The sequence below is a fragment of the Chloracidobacterium sp. genome (assembly GCA_016715795.1).
GTDB lineage: Bacteria > Acidobacteriota > Blastocatellia > Pyrinomonadales > Pyrinomonadaceae > OLB17.
In genome coordinates this window covers 872,757-894,444 of record JADJXP010000001.1, presented here as the reverse complement: position 1 = coordinate 894,444, position 21,688 = coordinate 872,757, and the positions used below count along the sequence as shown (strand labels likewise).

The following is a 21,688-nucleotide window of genomic DNA, read 5'->3' as shown; positions in this document are numbered from 1 at the left end:
ACTATCGTTCGCCCCGAGCCGCTTCGACCTGACTCTCAAGGGCGACCGCCAATTTTCGTGAGCCCGGTTGATCGAACGTCTCGGTCCATCTAAGGGCTTCGTCAAGGATACGAAGCTGATGCTCCCGCCAATTGGGCTCGCCAGCGACCGAACCAAATTCACCCGTGTAATATGCCGTTCGCGGCGGCCGGACCATGTCAGTCGTTGCCGGATCTACCGACAGCGTCATCGTCGAAATTCCCGACAATTCGATGACGCGGGCGACGATGCCGAGCGTCTGATGGCAGAGCTTCGAGGCCGGAACTAAAAGCGCGGCCTGCACGTCGTATCGGTGCAGCCGCTCGGCAATCCGCGGGCCGAACTCCTCGGCAACGCGCTCCGCGTTCGGGACCCAACTGCTGATCGACCACCAAACGGCGTTCAGACTGCCGATCACGGCGTTGGCCTCATACTCAAGCAAGCGGTCGATCGGAACCTGGACGTTCCGGTCCTCGGTCACTGCTGTGGTGTCGTAACCTTTTGCGGCGTAACGGATGTCCTCGGCCCCGACCTCAATCGGTATCTCGCGATAGCTAAGATCGCCGTCCTTTGAGTCGGTATCGAACGCCTCAGTCCCGTCGATATAGCCTCCGGCAGACGAGATTAGGGCAAGGTTCAGCATCGGCAACGCCCGCCGAACTGGTGTAAACGGCGCTTGTATGTTCCGAACGAATGGGTACCCGGCGAGTGAGTCATTTTCACGCCAACGGCCGAACTGCGAACTGAAGTCCGCCACGTTTTCGATCACCTGCATAAGCTAAGTCTTGAATTCCTTTGAAAAATCGTAAATATCGTCCTTTGCATCCACCGCCGGCTTGTTGAACTTCCGGTTCGCGATAATAAAGAACGCGATCAGCGCCGCAGCCATTCCGGCGAACAACACCCAAGTAGAATACTCGTGGATAGTATTGAACTGTTGCCGCAGCGGATCGTCCACAGCGACCTCGTCTATCGGCCTGCCAATCTGCGACCGCAGCGACGAAAGCCAGAATCCAATCACGAACTGCCCAACGGCGCACGCGGCGGCAAGAATGAGCAACAAAAACCGTTCGACCCAGAGCCAGAATGCGCTGATGCGGGCCGTCCCGACCAGTGAGGTCAGTACTAGCACGGCCGCGATTCCCATTCCGCCGTACTGCAGCACCGCAAGCGTCCGATTGACGACGGCACCGGCCAGTTCACGCTGTTCTAGGACACCGAAAGCCGCTTGGGCAACCGCAATGAAGAAAACCGCCGCTCCGAGCCAGATAGCCAGCAGTAACAGCCGAATGTCCGAAAAAAACTTCATGGTGCGCTATTCATTATCCTGCAAAAGCGAAGAAACCGCTAGCGTCAGCGCCTATTGAATACCGCGACACGATCTGCCTTTTTCGAAAGCAGCATCTGATATACGTCCGATATATCCGCGACCATCTTCTCAGCCCGAAAGTTTGGATCGACGTGCCTTCTGCCGTTCTGGCCAAGCTTTTGCCTAAGCGTCTCATCCTCAAGCAGACGCGCAATGCCGTCCGACAAACCGGCGGAATCAAACGGCTCAACGAGGTATCCGGTGTGGTCAGTAATAACAACTTCGGGTGCACCGTCAATGTCAAACGACACGCATGGTTTGCCCATTGCGAGCGATTGCGGCAGCACGCGGGCGAGACCCTCACGAAGGCTAGTGTGCACGACAACATCCATCGCCGAGATCATCTCGGGAATTCGCTCGCGGTCGATCAGGCCGGCGAAAACGAAATTGTCGAGAATGCCATAGCCGCGGGCACGTTCCTGTAAGTGTTCGAGCAACACGCCGTCGCCTATCAAGAAGAATCTCACGTTCGGCACGCGTCGGACGATCTCGGGAGCGGCATCCATCAATTGGTCATGGCCTTTCAACTCAAATAATCGTGCGATCTTGCCGACGACCGGAGCGTCGAGCGGAATGCCGAATTCGCGCTTGACCGCATCGACGTCGAACTTTGCATTCAGGAACCAATCCAACTCCATCCCGCTGTAGATCGTGCGAAATCGTTCCGGTTCGGCAATCCCGGCCGCAACGGCTTTTTTGACGATGATCTCCGAAACCGAGATATAGAAATCCGTCATCGGCGCACATATCTTCTTTGCCAGCCACCACGCGCGGTTTACGAGCCACGGTTGGTAGTCGTGAAAAACGAGGCTGTGCAGCGTGTGGACGATTATCGGCGTTCCGGCGAGCCACGCAGCGAGGCGACCGAGGACGCCCGCTTTCGACGAGTGCGTGTGGACGATCGTGTAGCGTCCCCTTTTGATCAGCCGGTAGAGCTTCCAGAAGGCAACAAGGTCAGCGAAAGGGTTGATCGACCGGCCCATCTCGGGCAGCACGATCAGGTTTGTCGTCTCGCGAGCCCGCGAGAGCAGCTCGCCCTCTTTGCCTTTGTCGACGCCGCTGACGAGTGTGACGTCGTATTCCGGCATTGCGTCGAGACCCTCGACAGATAGGAGCGTATTCTCCTGCGCGCCGCCGACGATCATTCGCGTGATGATGTGAAGAACGCGGACAGGATCAGACATCGGCAACAACCAAATAATCGCGGTCGAGATGGATCATTTCGTAATCGGTCACTTGAGCTTTGGCCAGTATTTCGCAGACCTGCTGTTCGCGATAGAGAAACAGCGGGGTGCCTTTTAGCCAAAAACGGAAGCGTCGAACAGGAACCCGCCATTCAACGGCCTTTGGAAAACTCATGATCAGTTTGCCCTTCGTCATCTCGCGCATCGCCGCGATGATCGGCACGGGATGCTCGATGTAATCAAAAAAGCCGTTGCCCGTGCATGCATCAAACGGTGCATCAGAGCGGTCGATGTCGTCAGGAAACGCTCCGACGAGGAACTCGCATTTGTCGCCCACGCCCGCCTCATCGGCCAGCTTGTCGGCAATCTCGATCATGCCCCTAGCAAAGTCGATTCCCACAACGTTCGCACCTTCCTTCGCAAACGCAATGCAAAAACGGCCCGAGCCGCAGCCGACGTCGAGGATCTTTTTGCCCGCAAGAGGCCGAAGTTTCTCGACGTTCAGTTCCAGGCGTTTCTGCACGACGCCGCGCCACCAGTTGTCGACGAGGCGGCCTAGCGGGCTTTTGTCCGTCTCGTAGATCGCATCAAAGCGTCCTGCATCGTCGTGAAAATGGTCGCGGACTTTTTCTTCTACGGTTTGTGTCATCTAGGTTCAACCACCCGCTACCGTAGGTAGTACTGACTCGATCGCCAGCACATCCTTCATCGGTGCTAGATTAAAGTCTCTCAGCAATTTCTTGAGCCGTCGTTCCGTCGCACCAAGATTGAAATAATGCGTCAGCGCGATCCGCCGCGGCACATCGATCCGCGGATGGTCGGGGTCGAGTTCCCACGGGTGCAGATAGAACGTCACCGGCTGGCCCTGGCGATTGACGGCCTTTATCGCCTGTTTGGTCACCTGATACGGATAAATGCGGAAATACGCCCCGCCCGAGATCGGTATCGTAAAGCCCGGCAGCTTCAGCGTCGATATCGGGAACTCGACAAACTCGTGCTTCTCTCGCTTGATCGTGTATGGAAATCGCGGCGCATCGGGTATGCCGTAGCGGTAATTCAGCACAGGAAAGATGCTCGAATCATACTTGATCCCAAGCTCACCGAGGATATCGAGTGCCCAGAGCGATTCCTTAGTTATAGAAAAAAACGGCGCCCGGTGACCAAGCACTTTCCGGCCCGTCAGGTCCTCGAGAAAACCGATCGCCCGCGTCAATTCCTGCTGGAAAAGCTCCGGAGCCTGTTTATAGATCAGCGTGTGCGAGAATCCGTGCGTGCCGATCTCATGGCCCTCGGCCTCGATGCGTTTGACGATCTCAGGGTGCTTCTCGGCAACGTAGCCGAGCATGAAAAAGGTGGCCTTGACGCCCGCTTCGTCGAGAATTCGGAGCAGCTTGTCGCCGACCATCTCGATGCGGTCCTCAAACTCGCCCCACCGCTCGTACGGTATCTCGATGCCCTGATACCAATCTTCAAAATCGATCGTCAGGGCGTTTGTAACCGGCATACTCGCCATATAAGACGCGAGTTGGTAACCGGCAAGAGCGGCCGCGCCTCGCTATTTGAAGCGAGCGGCGACGCACTCACACGAATGTGCGGGAAAATCGCTGCCGGTTACCAAACTTCCCGGCTATTTTATCATGAATCAGGCTCCCTTGGAGTTTCGTCATTGGATTCAACCAATAGCCGCATCACTGACCAAAGATTGTGGCAATTGAGTTTGACGTGACCAACAGCCGAAAGATATTCCCATCCGCGGCAAAGTCATAGTTACGTGAGGTATAATTGCGATATGAAGTTACCCGGTGGATTGGATCTTGAAGCCATGATGCGACAGGCCCAGGAGATGCAGGAGCATCTGGGCCGCGAGATGAAACAGATGACGGTAGAAGCGGCTGCCGGCGGCGGGGCTGTAAAGGTCGTTATGCGCGGCGATTTTGAGGTCGTCAGCCTCGAGATCTCACCGGACCTTATGAAGGACGGCGATGTCGAGATGCTCCGGGACCTGATCGTTGCCGCCCTCAACGAAGCTCGCCGCAAGGTCGAGGAATCGCTTAAAGGCAAGCTCGGCGGCATGCTTCCGCCGGGAATGATGTAATGCTGGACTATTCCGAACCTGTAGCGAAGCTCATCGACGAATTCAAGCGTTTGCCCGGAATTGGGGGCAAGTCGGCCCAACGTCTCGCTTTTTACGTACTCAGGCGGCCGCTGGCCGAGGTCGAAGAGTTCGCGGACGCGCTTCGTGAAGTAAAGCAAAAGATCGTCTTTTGTTCGACCTGCAATAATCTGACCGACGTCGATCCTTGCCACTACTGCTCAAACCCCAAACGTGACCGTTCGATCATCTGCATTGTTGAAGAGCCATATAACCTGGTCGCCGTCGAAAAAACACGCTCCTACAAGGGTCTCTATCACGTTCTGCACGGCTCGCTTTCACCCATGCGCGGCATCGGTCCGGACGAATTGATGCTGCAGAATCTTATTCAACGGCTCAGTTCCGAGAATAATGCCGGTGTCGATGTCCGCGAGATCATCGTCGCCACAAACCCGACGACTGAGGGCGAGGCGACCGCGAACTACATCGCCCGTTTGCTAAAACCACTCGGACCGCTCGTGACCAGAATTGCAATGGGAATGCCCGTGGGAGCGGACCTTGAATATGTAGACGAAGTAACTATGGATCGAGCTCTGGCTAATAGACACGCGATCTAGTGCAGAACACGAAATATGCCGCTATCTTAAGCTTACTGTCAGAAGCGGACGTGTTCTACCTCAGCATCGGAAGCACTTCGGGAACCACGCCAAGCCTCTTCTGTCTCGTAAAAGTTAACGTCAAAGCTGAGTAGAGATTTTGCTTCAATACCATCAAAACTCGTCGGCGCGTCGTCAAACTTGGCTATGGTGCCAATGCCGATCACCTCGACACCGAGCTCTCTCACGATCGCTATCGTCTCATTGATCGCCCTGCCAGAACGATTGATGTCATCGACGATGATCGCCGGATGCATATCGTAATCGGAGATATACTGCCTAAACTGCCGCTTACCATCCTCGATCTCGGCCCAGTATGTCTGCTCGGCGCTCAAGGCCTCACGCACACCAAACGCGACCATGATACCCGCATGGCTGGGGCTGATGATCGAAACTTTCGGTAATTGGCTCGCGATGGTCTTCTCCATCCGAAAAAGCCTGCTGAGGCCAACGGACAATATACGAGCCGTATCATATAGCCGCAATGCCAGCGGCATCTGGAAATAATGTGACGCGTGCTTGCCATTCGGATAGATAAAATGTCCGCGACGATATGCCCCGGTTCTAACAAGAATGTCCATTACCGTCTCAGGCGGTGGAACAAGATCAACCATTTGAGCCTCCATACTAACTGTGATGAATATTATACAGTCGCAGGAAGCCTAGTGCGAATCTTGCTCAACCTCCTTTGTTTTCAGGGCATTGCGCACAAGGAACTTCTGATCGACACTCATCTCGAACGGCATCCCTTCGAGATCGAACCATTTGGCCTCAGTGATCTCAGGGCTTAGAACGCGAGGCTCACCTATCCCGCGAGCAGTAAAGATCACCTCGATATGGCGGCCGAGTGTTCTGACCCTATACTGCCTCACGTCACTCAGCTCCAATCCGGTCTCCTCACGCACCTCCCGACGGAGTGTTTCTTCAGGCTGCTCACCGCGATCCACGAAACCACCCGGAATACCCCAGCCCGAATCAGGCCGCAGGATGTGATTCAAAAGCAGCACATGGCCTTCCCCGTTAGTAACGACCGCAGCAGCCGACACAGTGAACTTAACCTGAACACTACGTGCAACGCGGGCGCGCATCGATCTCGGCATACGCTTCCAGATCTTGCCGAGTAACTGCATCAACATGGAAAATGGGGATCGCCCACTCAGGCGACCCCCTTAATGTTCGCACAGAAGAGAACGGTTGAGCTATCTCAGATCGACATCGTCCACCCTGAATGTGGTCGAGAGCGAGCTGTCGGTCGTCGAGCGAAACTGCACCCTAACGGTTTGGCCACGATATGCCGCCATATTAAATGTTCGTTGAGTGTAATTACCCGCCGTTGTCTTGTTAAGGTTGCTGTATGTCACCAGTGACTTGAGCAGCGATCCGGATGTATTCCTAACCTCAACGAACAATTTGTCATACTTGACCGACGTTGTTGTCTCGTTCGACACGACGTTAAGCCAGAACGTCAGTGTTCCACTCGCCGTGGATGGGATCGTCACGGTCTGGTATGATTGGCCGGAAACGCTGTTATTCACGCCAAAATAGATATAGCCTGTGCCGCTGTGCGGGTAGTTGCCATTTGAAATATAGAAATATCCGCTGCCGGAGCCTATCCATGGGCTCGCACTGGACTCAAATCCGCCGTTGATGAGGAGATTTCCTCCGGGAGTAGGGCTCGGCGTGGGCGTTGCGGTGGGCGTTGCTGTCGGCGTTGGGCTGGGTGTCGGCGTCGAACCGGGGCATGTCCCAACGCCTACCGCGCACCACGCAGTCGCCGTAGCCGCGTACTGCGTACTCGACGATCCGAATAGGTCTGTTGCGGCATTTAGCATCGCGGTTCGCGCACCTGAAAAATTGGTACTCGAGGTCATATAGACCGTGAGAGCTCGATACCAGATACGAGCAGCATCCGTCGTGCCCATTCCGGTCACGGTAACACCGCTGCGGTGATGTGTGCCACCGTTCGCAGCCAGATAGAATGCGTGATTTGCGATGCCCGAATTTATGTGGACACCGCCATTGTCGCTGCTGCCGGTGTACCTTTCGGAGTAATGATCAGGGTCATCATCCGAAGTAAATCCTCCGTTACCGGCCAGATGCGGATTATCCATATAGCGCAGTGCGTCCCCGGACGTGGCCGGCGTGTAGGACTGTTCGCCGATCTTCCAGGTATCACCGTTGACAACGCCACCGCGGGCACAAGATTCGACCAGGGCCCCAAACACGTCTGACATTGATTCATTCAGAGCTCCAGATTCGCCTGAGTAGGTCAGGTTTGCCGTGTTCTCTGTAATACCGTGCGTCATCTCGTGGCCGGCAATGTCGATCGTCGTAAGCGGTGAGAACGTCGTACCGTTGCCGTCACCATAGGTCATCTTATTCTGATACCAGAAAGCATTGTTGTAATTTCTGCCAAAATGGACTCGTGACGTTATCAGGCTGATCGAGCTACTCGCCGCCGCGGTCGTCGTCCCGGGGCCGCCGCTGCCATTGATACCGTTGCGGCCGTGAACATTAAGAAAATAGTCATATGTCCAGCGCGCACCGTAATGTGCATCCACGCCGGCTCGGGCATTCGTTGCCGTCCAGTTGTCATCTGCATCGGTAAACCGCGACTGCGTACCGCCGGTCCCGGTCGATGTATTGCCGGTGTTATTCATGTTGAAGGTGCCCATTTTTCGCGTCAGGTCCTCCATATAGAATGTCCCGCCCGTTGAACTCGTATCGATCGTCACGGTCCCGCTGTAGAGCGAACTACCGCTCCCGGTTTGTAGGTTGTTGTATGCGTAGAGTTTCTCGCCCGTATGGGCATCAATGAATACAACCGGTGCTGAGGTCGCGTCTGTGCCATCAAGCCTCGGCGTCTCGACCCTATAGGCTAAATGGTCACGCATATCGTCGCGAAAGACATAAAGCTCAACCACGGCCGGATCCGTCTGTCGGGCCGTGCCAGAATACATACGCTCAGCTAGGCTGATCGCATCTTTTTCGCTGAAATTAGGCGTGGTGCTGACGGCAATCGACGGCTTAAGATTGTCAGTAATTCTTGCTAATGTCCCGTCGGCCATGAGATGGACGATTGCCTCGCCTTCCCAAACCGGAACGCCCTGAACCAACTGCTGCACATGTGTATGGGCCATTCTAAGACCGTCGATCTCGACCCGCATGACGCGAAGTTCGTCAGCGTCGGCTGCGGCCGTTGATCGCAAAAGGTCGAGGCTCAGCCGCCTCGCGGTCTCGATCTCATCAGCGGAGCCGGTCCTAAAGAGAGCACGGCTTGCATCAACACGATTCGAGACCACGCTGATCGCAACCACACCGAGCACAAGAAATACGATAAGGGCAATGAACTTTTTCACTTTGATCTGTCTCCTCGATATGCAAAAAGGCCAGCGGCGGGCTCCGCAAAAACGCAACCCCGCAAAAGCACCAAATTGAGAATTACTTGAACTGCCCCCAAAAGAGCATTGAAGGCGCTTAGGATTTTATCACCATATATTGTGCTGTCAAACCCCACAGCAACAGAATAAGAGATGTCCAAAGGTCCTCTTTCCAACGACGACATCTGACTTCCGGCGTTGAGTATGTGTTCGTCGAAAAGTCAGGTAGAATGATGGGGCAATTCAAAGCAGTATCAGGCCGATATATGACGCGATGCAAAACGCATATCGGTAAATCCATCTTCCGGGGGAGTTTGTAATGAGATCGTTTGCAAAGGTTTGTCTTGTTTTTGGGGTATTCGCGGCGGCCGCGGCGCGTATCCGCTGGCGACCTTTGCCTCGCGCGGCTACGCGGTACTGCGGCCAAATCCTCGAGGATCGAGCGGTTACGGCACCAAGTTCAGACAGGACAACATCAAGGACTGGGGCTTTGGCGACTATGACGACCTGATGACGGGCATCGATAAGGTCATCGACATGGGCGTTGCGGACGAAAACCGCCTCGGCGTCATGGGCTGGAGCTATGGCGGCTACATGACCTCGACGATCGTGACCAAGACGCATCGCTTCAAGGCCGCGTCCGCCGGTGCGCCTGTGACCAACCTGATGAGCTTTAACGGGACGGCCGACATACCGGCATTCATTCCGGATTACTTCGGCGGCCAGTCATGGGAAATTCCTGAGGTCTATGCGAGGCACTCGGCGATGTTCAACGTCAAGGGCGTCAAAACGCCGACGATGATCCAGCACGGCGAGGCTGACATTCGTGTACCGATCTCGCAGGGCTACGAGTTCTACAACGCCTTAAAACAGCAGGGTGTCCCGACGCGAATGATCGTCCTGCCGCGCCAGCCGCACGGGCCCAACGAGCCAAAGATGCAGGTCGCCGCGATGCAGAGCAACCTAGACTGGTTTGATAAGTACCTGAAGTAGTTATTTCTTACCTAACTCGACCGCACGCTTATACGCTGCGTATACGGCTTTTGAGAGCACGGTCCGCAGCGTTCCTTTTTCCATTTGATAGATGGCTTCGGCCGAAGTGCCGCCGGGTGAGGTGACCATGTTGCGGAGTTCGGCGGGATGCTTGTGCGATTCCATTGCGAATTTCACGGAGCCCAGCATCGTCTCCTGCACAAGTTCCTTCGCCATGTCGCGCGAAAAGCCCAGATGCACGCCCGCGTCGGTCAGGGCCTCCATGACCATAAATATATATGTCGGCCCCGTCGCCGAGAGCGACGTCGCCATGTCGATCATGTTCTCGGTCTCCACAAACAGCTCTGTGCCTAACGCTGAGAGCAGCTCCCGGACGTGCTGACGCTCCGCACCATCAACCGCAACGGTGCATGTCCAGGCTGTTATCCCTGCACCGATCTGCGACGGTGTATTGGGCATAGCTCGCACCACCTTGGCCGTGCCAAGTTCCTCGGCCAGATGATTGATCGTTGCACCGGCCACGATCGAGATGACAAGCTGCTCAGGATGCAGTCCGCCTTTCAAGTCGTTTAGGACACGCTCCAACCGCTGCGGCTTTACACAGATCACAATCGCCGAGTTATCCTGATCGGTAACAAACTTCGCTGCGTCCGCATTATCGGCAAATCCCGAAATACCGTACTTCTCAACAACTTCCTTACGCCGGTTACCACGCGGGTGACTTGCCGAGATATTCTTCGGATCGACGAGATCCTTTCTCAGCAGCCCGGCGATCATAGATTCGCCCATCACGCCGCAGCCTATGAAACTAAGGTGCATCTTGCTCAAGTCGCTCATGTCGTTGATTGTAGCGTATCAGCGTTTCGCATAGAATCTAGTTTTTATGACCACCGACGAACAGCTCGAATTCCTCAAAAAAGGGACGGTTGATCTGATCCGCGAGGATGACCTGCGAACCAAACTCGAACGCAGCCAGAAGACCGGCAAACCGCTACGGGTCAAGCTTGGCCTTGATCCGACGGCGCCCGATATTCATATCGGCCACACGGTTGTGATCCGTAAATTGCGGGCCTTCCAGGAGCTGGGGCACACGGTCATTTTCCTGATCGGTGATTTTACGGGCATGATCGGCGACCCTTCCGGCAAGAATGTCACGCGCCCACCGCTCTCGCGCGAAGAGATAAGCGCAAACGCAGAGACCTATCGTCAGCAAATGTCGAAACTGCTCGACACCGAAAAGACAGAATTGCGTTTTAATGGCGAATGGATGGATAAGTTTAGTGCTGCCGATTTTGTCCGCCTTTGTGCAAAAACTACTGTCAAGCAGATCCTCGAACGTGACGATTTTGATAAACGGATCAAGGACGAGAAACCCATTTCACTCCACGAGCTGCTCTATCCGCTCGTGCAGGGCTACGATTCGGTTGCCCTCGAATCGGACGTCGAACTCGGGGGAACCGACCAGAAATTTAATCTATTGATGGGCCGTAACCTGCAACGCGAATTCCAACAGGAACCGCAGGTTATTATGACCACGCCGCTGCTGGAGGGCCTTGATGGCGTGCAGAAGATGTCGAAATCGCTCAACAACTACATCGGCATCGAAGAGCCGCCGGGCGAAATGTTTGGCAAGGTGATGTCCATATCCGACGAGATGATGTGGAAGTACTACGAACTTCTCACCGACCGCTCATATCAAGAGATTGCGGATCTCAAATCTGAGGTTTCGAATGGTCGCAATCCTCGTGATCTCAAGGTTGATCTGGCAAAGCTCGTGATCACGGATTTTCATTCAGCGGCGGATGCTCGTGCAGCCGAGGACGAATTCAATCGTCGCTTTGTGCAGAAGGAGGTCCCTGACGAGATAGAGAAACATGATCTGCCTGCCGGCAGCCACAACCTCGCTCAGCTTCTAACCGACACCGGGCTTGCGGCATCAAAGGGGGAAGCTCGCCGTTTGATCGAGCAGGGAGGCGTCCGCGTGAATGGCGAAAAGGCCTCTGCCGCAAATGCAGCGATCCATGTCGATACTGACGGCGTCCTACTCCAAGTCGGAAAGCGCAGGTTTCTCCGCGTCATGGGTGTGTAGCATCATTTGTTATGCGCCGCCCGAGCGCGCTACACTGCACAAACCTCTCGAATGGCACGAACAGCGACAAAACGCGTGAAGTTGTCAGAACGTATCAATGCGTTTGTCACGTCCGAAGCCCCAATCAGAACACTGGCCGGCACATGGTCGAAACGCGCTCGGCTGGCTCTCGATGAGGCAAACAGTCTCTCTCTCGAACACGTCGAGATCTTTCTGAAGCGCCTGCCCTCAAAGCTGGACGGACTTCGCGTTCTCCACCTTTCTGACACGCACCACAGTCCGTTCACCGAAATTAAGCATATTGAGCGGGCGGTTCGCGTCGCTAACCGCCTCCGGCCCGATCTGGTCGTGCTCACCGGAGATTACGTCTCGCACGAGCGGCAATACATCGCCCCGGTGGCCGCCGTCCTCGGCAAACTCACGTCACGCTACGGCACCTACGCGTGCCTTGGCAATCACGACCACTGGACCGACGCGAATCTCGTAACCGACCTCTTTCGCGGTGAAGACATAAACGTTTTGATCAATCAGGGCCAACGCTTCGAGGCTCGCGGCTCGTCGTTTTGGCTTTGTGGCGTTGACGATTATATGGTCGGCAAAACTGATCTCCCGGCCGCGCTGAGAGGCTCATTTCCGGACGAGATGAAGTTGCTCCTTGCCCATAATCCGATCATCTTTCGAGAGGCTTCAAGGCTTCGGGTGGACCTCACGCTTTCGGGCCACACGCATGGTGGACAGATCAAGGTCCGCAACAATGAGAACCGCGTCCGTCGCACTCGCCGTCTGAAAGCCGGCCTACACAGCCGCCATTCATCTCAGATCTACATCACTCGCGGCATCGGTACCGTTGTCGTTCCGTTGAGGTATCAATGCCCGCCTGAGATCAGCCTTCTGGAACTCCGCACTGCCGAATGAGCGAGCCTACGCAGCCCCTCACGACACGTACCGATCGGGTTTGGACGGTCGCAAACATACTCACGTTTCTGCGAATGGGCATGATCCCGGTATTCGCTACCATGCTCGTCTATCACCGCGAAGGCTGGGCACTGCTCTTTTTCACGATCGCGGGCGTCTCTGACGGCATTGATGGCTTTCTCGCCCGCCGCCTCAAGCAGGAATCCGAACTCGGCACTATCATCGATCCTATCGCTGACAAACTCCTGTTGACGACTGCATTCGTGATGCTGACGATTCCCGGAATGTTATCCCCGGGCCGTCATCTGCCGGTGCCTTTCTGGGTGACGGCATGTGTCATCGGCCGTGATATCGCTATCGTCGCCGTTGCCGGTGCGATCAATATGATGACCGGCTTTCGCGGCTTTAAGCCGTCGTGGCTTGGCAAGGCTAGCACATTCGTCCAGGTGAGCGCTGTAATACTGATCCTGCTCGCCGCTGCCAACCCGCAATGGAACGGTTCATTCCTGCCTACGGTTTACCTGGTCGTCGCCGCCTTCGCCATTTTCTCAGGCTTTCACTACGTTTACTGGGTCGCCAAATTGATCAAGGAAGAGCAGGCCGGAACCGGACATTAGTTCAGCCTTTTGAGGATGTCTTCTTAGTGGTGACTAACGCCCAACCTGATGTTATAAAGACGGTTTCTCCTGGTCGGTGGAGTAGTATCTTTTTGACGAAGAAATCTGCTCTTTGACAGGAGAAACCGCTATGACATTTTACATTGGAGTTGACTTTCATCCATACCAGCAAACGCTTTGTTGGTGTGATGAGGAGACGGGTGAGACAGGGGCTTTAAAGCTGTTTCACGACATTGAGAAGGTACGCGAGTATTACTCGTCGCTTGGGAAACAGGCCGTGATCGGGATCGAGGCATCGAGTCGATGCGGGTGGTTCGAGAGGATAGTCGCCGAGGCCGGTCATACGTCGCTCGTCGGCAATCCGGTTTCGATAAGGAAGACCGCACTTTCCCGGCACAAGAACGACCGGATCGACGCCGAGCACATGCTTTGGTCGCTGATGCGGAATGAGTTTCCGGCGATCTGGCGGCGACCAATACAGAGCACGGAGATACTCGACGTGATCAAGCTGAGATCGAGCCTGGTTGGGCGCCGGACACAGATCTACAACCGTCTGAGTGCCGTTGCCCGGGACATCGGAATGCCGAAGTCGCTGATGAGAACCGTCGCCGCCCAGAAGGTGATCAAGGAGGTGGATATGTGCGAGGCTTCGGCACTGTGCCGTGACCAGCTTTTCTCTACGCTTGAGCACCTCAAAGCGGAATACTCGAGGTCGAGTCTTGGCTAAAGCAGAAAGCAACGGCAGACACCAAGGCACAGCTGCTGATGACCCAGAGGGGCGTCGGATATCTCACGGCCCTGATATTCGTTCACACGGTCGGCGATGTCACACGCTTCGACAAAGGAACCAAAGCAGTAACACGCTTTGCAGGTTACGATCCCGTCGAACGTTCCAGTGCCGAGAAGATACGCTTCGGGCGGATCAGCAAGGCAGGGCCGAGACTGCTTCGCTTTCATCTGGGCCAAGCCTCTCAGATAGCCGTTCGCTCGGATGCGAGACTGAACGCATTCTACAAACGGCTCTCAAAGAGGAAACCCAGGGCTGTGGCCAAAACGGCCACTGCCCGCAAACTTCTGGTCAAACTCTCGATAATGCTTCGTGACTCGATCACGGCAGAAGAGTTCGACCTGCGTGGACGCACAGTTGGCAATGCTCGAAAGAATCGCATGGTCCGAAATGACCGTGACCTGATAGAGCCAAGCCAACCTTGCCTTGCTTGACCGCCGGCAAAGTGCGAAACGAAACATCATGGGTATTGAGGCAGTGAGAAACACTGCCTCGCTAACACAAGCAGACCCGAAGAGATGAATGAGTGAGCCACCAGCTCTTACTCGACAAGTCCGATGCCACGCTTCGGACAGCTACGAACAAATAAATGAAGATCAGAACTTCTTCGTCAACCGACTACCCACTTCACCACCGGCCCCCGCGCCGAACAGCGAAGCTCCGCCTTGACTACAACACCGTCTTTAGAGATGTGATTCAGACCGTCATTCCACCATCCACTGCTATTGTTTGGCCAGTAATGTAGCTTGATGCTTCCGAGGCAAGGAAGACCGCTACGCCCTTTAGTTCGCCTTCGTGACCGATGCGCGGGATAACATTATTCTCCTGAATCGAGCGTTCGTAGATGTCGATTACCGCACCGGCGAGACGCGAACGAAAGAAGCCCGGAGCCACGGCGTTTACCCTAACGCCCCGGCGTCCCCAGCTAGCCGCAAGTTCGCGAGTAAGGCCGATCAGTCCGGCCTTGCTGGCCACATAACCCGCGTAGAACGGGCCGTTCGCCGAAGATGTCAATCCTGCGATCGAAGCGATGTTGATTATTGACCCGCGTCCCTGAGCGAGCATCTTTCGCCCCACGGCCTGTGCCATAAGGAAGCAGCCGGTTAGATTGATATCGATCACCTTCTGCCACTGATCGAGTGTCATCTCCTCGGGCATCGCTCCCCAGGAGATGCCAGCGTTGTTGACAAGAATGTCTACGCTGCCAAACCGCTCGACAGTGTCGATGACCAAGCCATCAGCCTCTTCAATTTTTGAAACGTCACAAACCTCTCCTGCCACTTCAAATCCGCGTGTCGCCAGTTCCTCAACTGTCTCCTCCAGCCATTCCGTCCGTCTGGCGCAAAGCATGAGCTTCGCCCCGGCCTCAGCGAGTCCTTCGGCGATCTCCTTACCCAGCCCGCGTGATCCGCCAGTGACAATTGCTGTCCGTCCCGTGAGATCGAATAGTTCCGCAACGCTCTTACTCATATTTTGTTAGCGGTTTTTTTTCACCTTGGTCCGGTAAGAATAACACGATGCCAACCAGACCGATCAAAATTGCTTGCGATAAGCCGATGCAGTCTAATACTCATATGGGCAAGACGCAGAAAGAATTGGCGTATTTGCGCGAGCTGCTTCAGGAGGAATGGACCCGGCGGTTCACTGATCTCGTGGACAAACACCTTGACCTCAGCGACGCCGAAAACGCGCTGTATCTAAACGCCGGGACGGGTACACATGCGATCTCGCTCGGAGAAAGATGGGGCGGAAAGACCGACATTTTCGCCGCGTGCGAGGATTACGACATGCTCACGATCGCGCAGGACAAGGCCGTTGCTCTCGGCTCAGACGTCGATCTTTCGACGATCAGGTTTGATGACGATGCCTTTGACGTGGTGATCTCGGATGCAAGTTTCATACGACCGTCCGAAATTGAAACCGCGGTCGAGGACGCCGTTCGCGTCGCGCGGACGGGCGGCGACGTTGCGGTTTTTCTGCCGGGCACAGGCAGTTTTGGTGAGGTATTCTCGCTGCTTTGGGAGGTACTTTACAACGAAGATCTTGGCGAGCACGGCCACGCGGCCGAGACGATGATCACTGAGCTACCGACCGTTGCCGAGCTCGAATCAATTGCCGAGCGTGGCGGAATGGTCAATGTCCGCACAGAGATCGCAAACGAGATATTCGAGTTTGACGATGGTGCGGCGTTTGTCGCGTCGCCGCTGATCGCCGATTTCCTGATGCCGACGTGGCTCTCTACGCTCGACGAAAATGAAAAAGAGCGAGTCACCGCCGGACTCGCTCAATTGATAGATGACGAGGACGGAACGCTGTCGTTCCGGTTTTCCGTTAAGGCTACCTTGCTGACCGGCGAAAAGGGTTAAGCCTCTTTGGCCTCTGCACGCTTGCGCATCTCAGCCTCGAGGGCCTCATCAGTCATCTCGCTGATCTGCGGCGCAGGGGCGGCGAGCTTCTGCGTATCAGCCTTTTCCTCTTCCTCCGCCTCACGCATCCCTTCCTTAAATGCCTTTCGCGATTGACCGAGCGATTTCGCAAGCTGCGGCAGACGCGTTGCACCAAACAGCAGGAAAAGGATGGCGACGATCAGGATGATCTCTGTTGTTCCAATATTCGGCATAAGATAAGTCCTTCTTTAGATCGTTCCTATCATACAGCGATAAGGGCGAAGATTCACGTAAAAACTCAACCCGCGATCTTGAACCGCTCCATCGCTTCGACCAGCGCCGACGTGATGCCCGGCTCGCTCACCGAATGCCCGGCATCCGGCACGACGATCAACTCGGCCTCGGGGAACGCACGATGCAGGTCCCATGCAGACGTGATCGGGCAGACGACGTCGTAGCGGCCCTGGACGATCACGGTCGGCAGATGCCGTATCTTGTCGACATTCTCGATCAGGTAATTCTCGGTCGGGAAGAACGAGTTGTTCATAAAATAATGACACTCGATGCGGGCGAGACTCAGCGCCTCGTGCTCGCCTTCCCAATGTTCCATCAGGTCCTGGCTCGGGTAGAGCTTTGAGGTTGAGCCCTCCCAGACGCTCCATGCACGTGCGGCCGCAAGCCGTGTCGCCTCGTCCTCGCTGGTCAGGCGTTTATGATACGCGGTGATAAAATCGCCGCGTTCGTCCTCAGGGATTTCGTCACGGTAGCGTTCCCAAAAGTCTGGATAGATCTCGGATGCTCCGTATTGATAGAACCACTGCAGCTCCTTCTTACGCGTAAGGAAAATGCCGCGAAGTATAAGCCCGAGACATCGATCAGGATGTTTCACCGCGTAGGCGAGGCTCAGGGTCGATCCCCAGGAACCGCCAAACACATACCATTTGTCGATCCCAAATTTCTCACGCAGCGTCTCGATGTCGTTTATCAGGTCCCACGTCGTGTTCTCGCTCAGCTCAGCGTGCGGCGTCGATTGGCCCGAGCCACGCTGGTCAAACAACACGACGTGATAAACCGCTGGGTCAAAGAACTGCCTATACAACGGTATCAACCCCCCACCCGGCCCGCCGTGCAGGAATACTACCGGAGTGCCCTCAGGATTGCCGATACGTTCGTAATAAATAGTATGAATGTCCGAAACCGGCAGCATTCCGCTGTCAAACGGTTCGATCTCGGGGTAGAGATTTCCCATATAGGCTGATGATACGCGAAAGACGAAGACGATGAAACCACAGATGCACACAGATGAACACAGACCATGAAACGAAGACATCTGTGTCTATCTGTGTTTATCCGTGGTTGAATCTCTTCGTCTCAGCGATCCGACAGAAAGTTTTCAAACCAAAGCTCGAAAACAAGCAATGTCCACAGTTGCTTGTGATGGCTCGCCCGGCCGGTTTCGTGTTCGTGGATGAGGGCAGCAACATACTCGGGGTTGAAGAGACCTTGTTCGTGAATTCGCTTTTCGTCTAGCAGATCGTGCATCAGAGGATTTAGTCGGCCTTTGAGCCATTCGGCGATGGGGATGCCGAAGCCTTTTTTGGGGCGATTGAGGATCTCGGCGGGCAGGAGCGGTTTGACGGCCCTCTTTAGGATGAACTTGCCTTTGCCGCCGCGGAGTTTGTAATCGACGGGGATCGAGGCGGCAAATTGCCCGACGCGAGGATCGAGAAACGGGGCACGCGTTTCGAGCGAGACGGCCATCGCGGCTCGGTCGACCTTGGTCAGGATGTCTTCGGCGAGGTAGTAGCTGATGTCGAGTTGCTGCATCTGCTCGATCTCGTCGGCGGCGTTCGAGTGCGACAGCGTCGCGCGGGCGTCGGCGTAGATGTCTCCGTTGCTATGGTCGAGGACGTCGCGGGTCAGCAGTCGCTCGTGGTCGGATGCCGCGAAGGAGCCGAACCACGTGTGGTGGCGTTCGACTGCCTCAAGATTCGCGCCTCGGACAAAGCGTTTTGCTTTGTAATCGAACGACATGTTCTTTGTCGATACGGGAAGACGGTTTACGACCGGCTCGATCAGGCCGGAGCGGAGAAATCGCGGTATCGCTCTATACTTTCGCATTAACTGATGTGCGCGATACATCGGGTAACCCGCGAATAATTCGTCGCCGCCGTCACCGCCGAGAGCAACGGTCACGTGCTGCCTGACAAACCGCGCGAGTAAGAAAGTCGGTATCAACGAGCCGTCGGACATCGGTTCATCGAGCCACTGGCCGATCTCGCTGATGAGATCGCCGGCCGTTGCGGCCGAGAGCTTGTCTTCGTAATGTTCGGTGTCCAGATGTCGCGCGACGCGGCGGGCAAATTTTGATTCGTCAAAGGAATCTTCTTCAAAGCCGATCGAGAATGTTTTTACCTTTTCTGTTGCGTACTGTGTGGCGAATGCTGCCACGGTCGATGAGTCGACGCCTCCGGAAAGCAGTATGCCGAGTGGGACGTCCGAGACGAGACGCATTCGGACCGCGTCGGAGAGGAGGCTTTGAAGCTCAGTCGCTCTTTCTTCCAGGTGGGCGTTACGCCCTTGCTCACGCGCGCGCTTCTGCAATCGGTTGGTCCATTCGAGCTTCCAATACTGGCGTGTCTTTATCTGTCCGTTCTCGACCGTGAGGACAAGGGCGGCAGGGAGTTTTGCGATACCTTTGTAGATAGAAAGCGGGGCCGGAACGTAATCGTAACTGAGATAGTGCCGCAGGGCGTCGAGGTCGAGGTCGGCCTTGACGGAGGGATTGGCGAGAATCGCTTTGGGCTCGGACGCGTAGATAAGTTTGTTGTCAAAAACGCCGTAATACAGCGGTTTTTCGCCAAATCGGTCGCGGGCGAGAATGAGTTTTTTCTTGCGCGAGTCCCACAGCGATATCGCGAACATGCCGTTGAGGTGATTGACGAAATCCTCGCCGTATTCCTGATAGAGGTGCGGGATGATCTCTGTGTCGGTCTGGGTCGTAAACCGGTGGCCTTTTTTCTCTAACTCTTCGCGGACCTCGCGATAGTTATAGAGCTCGCCGTTCTGCATTGCGACGACCGCGCGGTCCTCGCTAAAAACGGGCTGGTCGCCGGTCCTGAGATCGATGATCGACAGCCGCCGCATACCGAGAGCGACGGTGTCGTCCATCCAGATACCCTCACTGTCAGGACCGCGGTGCAGAATCGTCTCGCACATCGAGTGCAGAACGGCCTCGGTATGATCCGTCGAACTATTTGATAATTTGACCCAGCCGGTGATGCCGCACATTTAAGAAAGTAGCTAATAGCTGTTAGCTATCAGCTATTAGCTATTTTTCGAATCCGATACGTTCCCTGACCGCATAGATCGTCTTGTCCTGCGATTCGTGATAGGTGCGAACGAGCAATTCCGCGAGCAGGCCCATTAGGAAGAACTGCACCGAGATCGCGAGCATGACGACGGTGATTACAGGCAGCGGAGTGAGGATGAACGAGACGCCTTCGAGTTTTAGCACGACGGCCCAGATGCCGGCGACCAGTGCTAGAAGGAACGCGATCATTCCGAATGTACCGAAAACATATATCGGCTTTGTCTGATACGACGCCATGAATTTGATCGTCATCAGGTCGAAAACAACTTTGATGGTGCGAGATATCCCGTACTTCGACTTGCCCATCGTGCGGGCGTGGTGATCGACGGGAATCTCGGTCACACGGGCACCGGCCCACGAAGCATAGATCGGTATAAATCGATGCATCTCGCCGTAGAGCCGCACGTCCTGTATCACTTCGCGACGATAGGCTTTTAGCGAACAACCGTAATCGTGCAGGTGGACGCCGCCGATCCACGAGATGATGCGGTTAGCGATCTGTGACGGAATCTTGCGCGAAATAAGTTTGTCCTGGCGGTTCTTTCGCCAACCCGAGACGACGTCGAAGCCTTCATCGAGCTTGTCGAGCAGGCGCCGTATATCAGCCGGATCGTTTTGCAGGTCGGCGTCCATCGGAATGAGGATGTCGCCCGTCGCCGCGTCGATGCCGGCCGACATCGCCGCCGTCTGGCCGTAATTGCGGCGCAGGCTGATGACGCGAACACGCTCGTCGTTATCGGCGATTTCTCTTAGTATTTTGAGACTGCTGTCCGTCGAGCCGTCATCGACATAGATGACCTCGGCCGATCTGCCGAGTTCATCGAGAGCGGCCTGTATCTTTGCGTGCATCGGCCGCAGGTTCTCTTCCTCGTCGAGGACAGGAAGGAACAACGAAAGCTCGGGATTTGTGTCTTGACGCATTGCCAAAAAGTTAAATTAAACCACAGATGAACACAGATAAACACGGACAGAGGCACTTCTTATCTCTGTCGAATCGTGTTTATCAGTGGTCAGTTCTTTCTCGCTACGACCACGATCGAGACGCCGATGGGAAAATTGAACTTCTTGAGCCAGAACCGCTCGGCCGAGAATAGCTTTCCAAACACGCCGTTAAGGGCGGACACGTTGATGTTGTTCTCGGAGGCTGGTTTGATGCCGGTTAGTTTCATTATCACACGGCCGCCGAGGATCGGGGCGAAGAAGGTCCAATTTGCGTAGGTTGCCCGCTCGACCGTGTAACCGGCGTTCTCGATCCGTTCGACGATCTGTTTCCGTGTGTAACGAATGCGATGATGCGAGATATCATCCTGCACGCCCCACAGCCACATGAACGCGGGCACAAAAAACAGCGAATACCCGCCGCCACGAGTGACCCGATGCATCTCTTTGAGGCCCGCAACGTCGTCGTCGAGATGCTCAATCACGTCGAGGGCTGTCGTAACATCAAAGGCTCCGTCATTGTAAGGCAACCGCTCGGCGAGGCCTTTTTCTACCTTTAATCCCTTGCGGCGGCAGATTTCCAACGCGTCGTCCGATACATCGACGCCCTCGGCGTCGCCGTATTGCGACAACATCTCAATATTCGCTCCGGTGCCGCAGCCGACATCCAGGACACGCAGTCGTGAGTCTGAAGTCTCAAGCCTTGAGACGATCGATTCGAGAAAGCTCTCGAGAATTGCGCGACGGCCGACAAACCACCAATGCGAGCCCTCGACCTCGTCCATGATGGCGTAGGTGTGCTGCTGCATTTCTTGTGGCAGGTCGGCATTCATAAGACGTAGTTTGCCACGAATTACACGAACCACACGAATCAAAAACCAATCCGTAA

The 21,688-nt window shown here is 55.3% G+C and carries 24 protein-coding genes; 9 read left to right on the top strand and 15 right to left on the bottom strand.

The annotated features are described in order from the left end of the window. Position 1: 1 nt before the first annotated feature. From IPM59_04105 to IPM59_04085, 5 genes are read right to left on the bottom strand one after another with little or no spacing between them, the layout of a single operon-like run. Complete coding sequence (locus IPM59_04105; protein MBK9214770.1) at positions 2-793, bottom strand: hypothetical protein; 792 nt, start codon at positions 791-793, stop codon at positions 2-4. A 3-nt stretch (positions 794-796) separates the two neighbouring features. Continuing rightward, positions 797-1,327: a DUF4149 domain-containing protein gene (locus tag IPM59_04100; protein ID MBK9214769.1), complete on the bottom strand. Its 531-nt coding sequence runs from the start codon at positions 1,325-1,327 to the stop codon at positions 797-799. Positions 1,328-1,371: 44 nt separating this feature from the next. Then, the gene (locus IPM59_04095) at positions 1,372-2,571 is read right to left on the bottom strand and encodes a glycosyltransferase family 4 protein (protein ID MBK9214768.1); all 1,200 of its coding nucleotides are present in this window, start codon (positions 2,569-2,571) and stop codon (positions 1,372-1,374) included. After that, positions 2,564-3,220: a methyltransferase domain-containing protein gene (locus tag IPM59_04090; GenBank protein ID MBK9214767.1), complete on the bottom strand. Its 657-nt coding sequence runs from the start codon at positions 3,218-3,220 to the stop codon at positions 2,564-2,566. Before IPM59_04090 ends, IPM59_04095 begins: the two co-directional genes overlap by 8 nt. 6 nt (positions 3,221-3,226) lie before the next feature. Continuing rightward, positions 3,227-4,075 (bottom strand): DUF3473 domain-containing protein, encoded by an 849-nt coding sequence (locus tag IPM59_04085; GenBank protein ID MBK9214766.1) that lies wholly within the window; start codon positions 4,073-4,075, stop codon positions 3,227-3,229. Between the two features lie 285 nt (positions 4,076-4,360). Here IPM59_04085 and IPM59_04080 point away from each other — a divergent pair, with 285 nt between their 5' ends. Both IPM59_04080 and recR read left to right on the top strand, forming a co-directional pair. Then, entirely contained in the window at positions 4,361-4,666 is a 306-nt protein-coding gene (locus IPM59_04080) for a YbaB/EbfC family nucleoid-associated protein (GenBank protein ID MBK9214765.1), read from the top strand. Further along, on the top strand, positions 4,666-5,280 hold the full coding sequence (gene recR / locus IPM59_04075) for a recombination protein RecR (GenBank protein ID MBK9214764.1): 615 nt from the start codon (positions 4,666-4,668) through the stop codon (positions 5,278-5,280). The genes IPM59_04080 and recR overlap by 1 nt, the downstream gene beginning before the upstream one ends. Positions 5,281-5,318: 38 nt before the next feature. Here the strand turns inward: recR and IPM59_04070 are convergent, their stop codons facing one another. The 3 genes from IPM59_04070 to IPM59_04060 form a co-directional block, all read right to left on the bottom strand. After that, positions 5,319-5,933, bottom strand: coding sequence for a phosphoribosyltransferase (locus IPM59_04070; protein ID MBK9214763.1), 615 nt, complete (start codon positions 5,931-5,933; stop codon positions 5,319-5,321). Between the two features lie 48 nt (positions 5,934-5,981). Then, on the bottom strand, positions 5,982-6,455 hold the full coding sequence (locus IPM59_04065) for an NUDIX hydrolase (GenBank protein MBK9214762.1): 474 nt from the start codon (positions 6,453-6,455) through the stop codon (positions 5,982-5,984). Between the two features lie 63 nt (positions 6,456-6,518). Next, positions 6,519-8,678 carry a M4 family metallopeptidase gene (locus IPM59_04060; protein ID MBK9214761.1) on the bottom strand — a complete coding sequence of 720 codons (2,160 nt, stop codon included), beginning with the start codon at positions 8,676-8,678 and terminating at the stop codon, positions 6,519-6,521. Between the two features lie 360 nt (positions 8,679-9,038). Here IPM59_04060 and IPM59_04055 point away from each other — a divergent pair, with 360 nt between their 5' ends. Further along, positions 9,039-9,692, top strand: coding sequence for a S9 family peptidase (locus tag IPM59_04055; GenBank protein MBK9214760.1), 654 nt, complete (start codon positions 9,039-9,041; stop codon positions 9,690-9,692). Here the strand turns inward: IPM59_04055 and IPM59_04050 are convergent, their stop codons facing one another. Further along, positions 9,693-10,529, bottom strand: coding sequence for a pyrroline-5-carboxylate reductase (locus tag IPM59_04050; protein MBK9214759.1), 837 nt, complete (start codon positions 10,527-10,529; stop codon positions 9,693-9,695). Between the two features lie 46 nt (positions 10,530-10,575). Here IPM59_04050 and IPM59_04045 point away from each other — a divergent pair, with 46 nt between their 5' ends. The 5 genes from IPM59_04045 to IPM59_04025 all read left to right on the top strand — a co-directional run bounded on the left by IPM59_04045 (position 10,576) and on the right by IPM59_04025 (position 14,534). Then, the gene (locus IPM59_04045; GenBank protein MBK9214758.1) at positions 10,576-11,781 is read left to right on the top strand and encodes a tyrosine--tRNA ligase; all 1,206 of its coding nucleotides are present in this window, start codon (positions 10,576-10,578) and stop codon (positions 11,779-11,781) included. A gap of 51 nt (positions 11,782-11,832) precedes the next feature. Further along, complete coding sequence (locus IPM59_04040; protein ID MBK9214757.1) at positions 11,833-12,696, top strand: metallophosphoesterase; 864 nt, start codon at positions 11,833-11,835, stop codon at positions 12,694-12,696. Then, positions 12,693-13,313: a CDP-alcohol phosphatidyltransferase family protein gene (locus IPM59_04035; GenBank protein MBK9214756.1), complete on the top strand. Its 621-nt coding sequence runs from the start codon at positions 12,693-12,695 to the stop codon at positions 13,311-13,313. Before IPM59_04040 ends, IPM59_04035 begins: the two co-directional genes overlap by 4 nt. 130 nt (positions 13,314-13,443) lie before the next feature. Next, on the top strand, positions 13,444-14,040 hold the full coding sequence (locus IPM59_04030; GenBank protein MBK9214755.1) for a transposase: 597 nt from the start codon (positions 13,444-13,446) through the stop codon (positions 14,038-14,040). Positions 14,041-14,078: 38 nt separating this feature from the next. Continuing rightward, the gene (locus tag IPM59_04025) at positions 14,079-14,534 is read left to right on the top strand and encodes an IS110 family transposase (GenBank protein MBK9214754.1); all 456 of its coding nucleotides are present in this window, start codon (positions 14,079-14,081) and stop codon (positions 14,532-14,534) included. A gap of 262 nt (positions 14,535-14,796) precedes the next feature. Here the strand turns inward: IPM59_04025 and IPM59_04020 are convergent, their stop codons facing one another. Continuing rightward, entirely contained in the window at positions 14,797-15,570 is a 774-nt protein-coding gene (locus tag IPM59_04020; GenBank protein MBK9214753.1) for a glucose 1-dehydrogenase, read from the bottom strand. A gap of 86 nt (positions 15,571-15,656) precedes the next feature. On the opposite strand from IPM59_04020, the gene IPM59_04015 reads away from it, so the two are divergent. Continuing rightward, the gene (locus tag IPM59_04015) at positions 15,657-16,466 is read left to right on the top strand and encodes a class I SAM-dependent methyltransferase (GenBank protein MBK9214752.1); all 810 of its coding nucleotides are present in this window, start codon (positions 15,657-15,659) and stop codon (positions 16,464-16,466) included. On the opposite strand, the gene tatA is transcribed toward IPM59_04015, so the two are convergent. From tatA to IPM59_03990, 5 genes are all read right to left on the bottom strand, one after another. Then, a complete protein-coding gene (gene tatA, locus IPM59_04010; protein ID MBK9214751.1) occupies positions 16,463-16,720 on the bottom strand; it encodes a twin-arginine translocase TatA/TatE family subunit in 258 nt (85 codons plus the stop codon). The two genes, IPM59_04015 and tatA, sit on opposite strands and share 4 nt — an antisense overlap. 65 nt (positions 16,721-16,785) lie before the next feature. Next, positions 16,786-17,736 (bottom strand): prolyl aminopeptidase, encoded by a 951-nt coding sequence (gene pip / locus IPM59_04005; GenBank protein MBK9214750.1) that lies wholly within the window; start codon positions 17,734-17,736, stop codon positions 16,786-16,788. A gap of 122 nt (positions 17,737-17,858) precedes the next feature. Continuing rightward, positions 17,859-19,778, bottom strand: coding sequence for an asparagine synthase (glutamine-hydrolyzing) (gene asnB, locus IPM59_04000; protein MBK9214749.1), 1,920 nt, complete (start codon positions 19,776-19,778; stop codon positions 17,859-17,861). Between the two features lie 40 nt (positions 19,779-19,818). After that, positions 19,819-20,781: a glycosyltransferase family 2 protein gene (locus tag IPM59_03995; GenBank protein MBK9214748.1), complete on the bottom strand. Its 963-nt coding sequence runs from the start codon at positions 20,779-20,781 to the stop codon at positions 19,819-19,821. Positions 20,782-20,870: 89 nt separating this feature from the next. Beyond that, positions 20,871-21,632, bottom strand: a complete 762-nt coding sequence (locus tag IPM59_03990; GenBank protein MBK9214747.1) for a class I SAM-dependent methyltransferase — start codon at positions 21,630-21,632, stop codon at positions 20,871-20,873. Between the last annotated feature and the right edge of the window lie 56 nt (positions 21,633-21,688).

What these genes read in the sequence shown, in the direction of transcription:
- IPM59_04105 (MBK9214770.1), bottom strand. Translation starts at nt 793, where the DNA reads ATGCAGGTGATCGAAAACGTGGCGGACTTCAGTTCGCAGTTCGGCCGT.
- IPM59_04100 (MBK9214769.1), bottom strand. Translation starts at nt 1,327, where the DNA reads ATGAAGTTTTTTTCGGACATTCGGCTGTTACTGCTGGCTATCTGGCTC.
- IPM59_04040 (MBK9214757.1), top strand. Translation starts at nt 11,833, where the DNA reads ATGGCACGAACAGCGACAAAACGCGTGAAGTTGTCAGAACGTATCAAT.
- IPM59_04095 (MBK9214768.1), bottom strand. Translation starts at nt 2,571, where the DNA reads ATGTCTGATCCTGTCCGCGTTCTTCACATCATCACGCGAATGATCGTC.
- IPM59_04090 (MBK9214767.1), bottom strand. Translation starts at nt 3,220, where the DNA reads ATGACACAAACCGTAGAAGAAAAAGTCCGCGACCATTTTCACGACGAT.
- IPM59_04050 (MBK9214759.1), bottom strand. Translation starts at nt 10,529, where the DNA reads ATGAGCGACTTGAGCAAGATGCACCTTAGTTTCATAGGCTGCGGCGTG.
- IPM59_04030 (MBK9214755.1), top strand. Translation starts at nt 13,444, where the DNA reads ATGACATTTTACATTGGAGTTGACTTTCATCCATACCAGCAAACGCTT.
- IPM59_04045 (MBK9214758.1), top strand. Translation starts at nt 10,576, where the DNA reads ATGACCACCGACGAACAGCTCGAATTCCTCAAAAAAGGGACGGTTGAT.
- IPM59_03990 (MBK9214747.1), bottom strand. Translation starts at nt 21,632, where the DNA reads ATGAATGCCGACCTGCCACAAGAAATGCAGCAGCACACCTACGCCATC.
- IPM59_04065 (MBK9214762.1), bottom strand. Translation starts at nt 6,455, where the DNA reads ATGTTGATGCAGTTACTCGGCAAGATCTGGAAGCGTATGCCGAGATCG.
- IPM59_04085 (MBK9214766.1), bottom strand. Translation starts at nt 4,075, where the DNA reads ATGCCGGTTACAAACGCCCTGACGATCGATTTTGAAGATTGGTATCAG.
- IPM59_04020 (MBK9214753.1), bottom strand. Translation starts at nt 15,570, where the DNA reads ATGAGTAAGAGCGTTGCGGAACTATTCGATCTCACGGGACGGACAGCA.
- IPM59_03995 (MBK9214748.1), bottom strand. Translation starts at nt 20,781, where the DNA reads ATGCGTCAAGACACAAATCCCGAGCTTTCGTTGTTCCTTCCTGTCCTC.
- IPM59_04035 (MBK9214756.1), top strand. Translation starts at nt 12,693, where the DNA reads ATGAGCGAGCCTACGCAGCCCCTCACGACACGTACCGATCGGGTTTGG.
- IPM59_04015 (MBK9214752.1), top strand. Translation starts at nt 15,657, where the DNA reads ATGCAGTCTAATACTCATATGGGCAAGACGCAGAAAGAATTGGCGTAT.
- IPM59_04070 (MBK9214763.1), bottom strand. Translation starts at nt 5,933, where the DNA reads ATGGTTGATCTTGTTCCACCGCCTGAGACGGTAATGGACATTCTTGTT.
- asnB (MBK9214749.1), bottom strand. Translation starts at nt 19,778, where the DNA reads ATGTGCGGCATCACCGGCTGGGTCAAATTATCAAATAGTTCGACGGAT.
- tatA (MBK9214751.1), bottom strand. Translation starts at nt 16,720, where the DNA reads ATGCCGAATATTGGAACAACAGAGATCATCCTGATCGTCGCCATCCTT.
- pip (MBK9214750.1), bottom strand. Translation starts at nt 17,736, where the DNA reads ATGGGAAATCTCTACCCCGAGATCGAACCGTTTGACAGCGGAATGCTG.
- IPM59_04080 (MBK9214765.1), top strand. Translation starts at nt 4,361, where the DNA reads ATGAAGTTACCCGGTGGATTGGATCTTGAAGCCATGATGCGACAGGCC.
- IPM59_04025 (MBK9214754.1), top strand. Translation starts at nt 14,079, where the DNA reads ATGACCCAGAGGGGCGTCGGATATCTCACGGCCCTGATATTCGTTCAC.
- recR (MBK9214764.1), top strand. Translation starts at nt 4,666, where the DNA reads ATGCTGGACTATTCCGAACCTGTAGCGAAGCTCATCGACGAATTCAAG.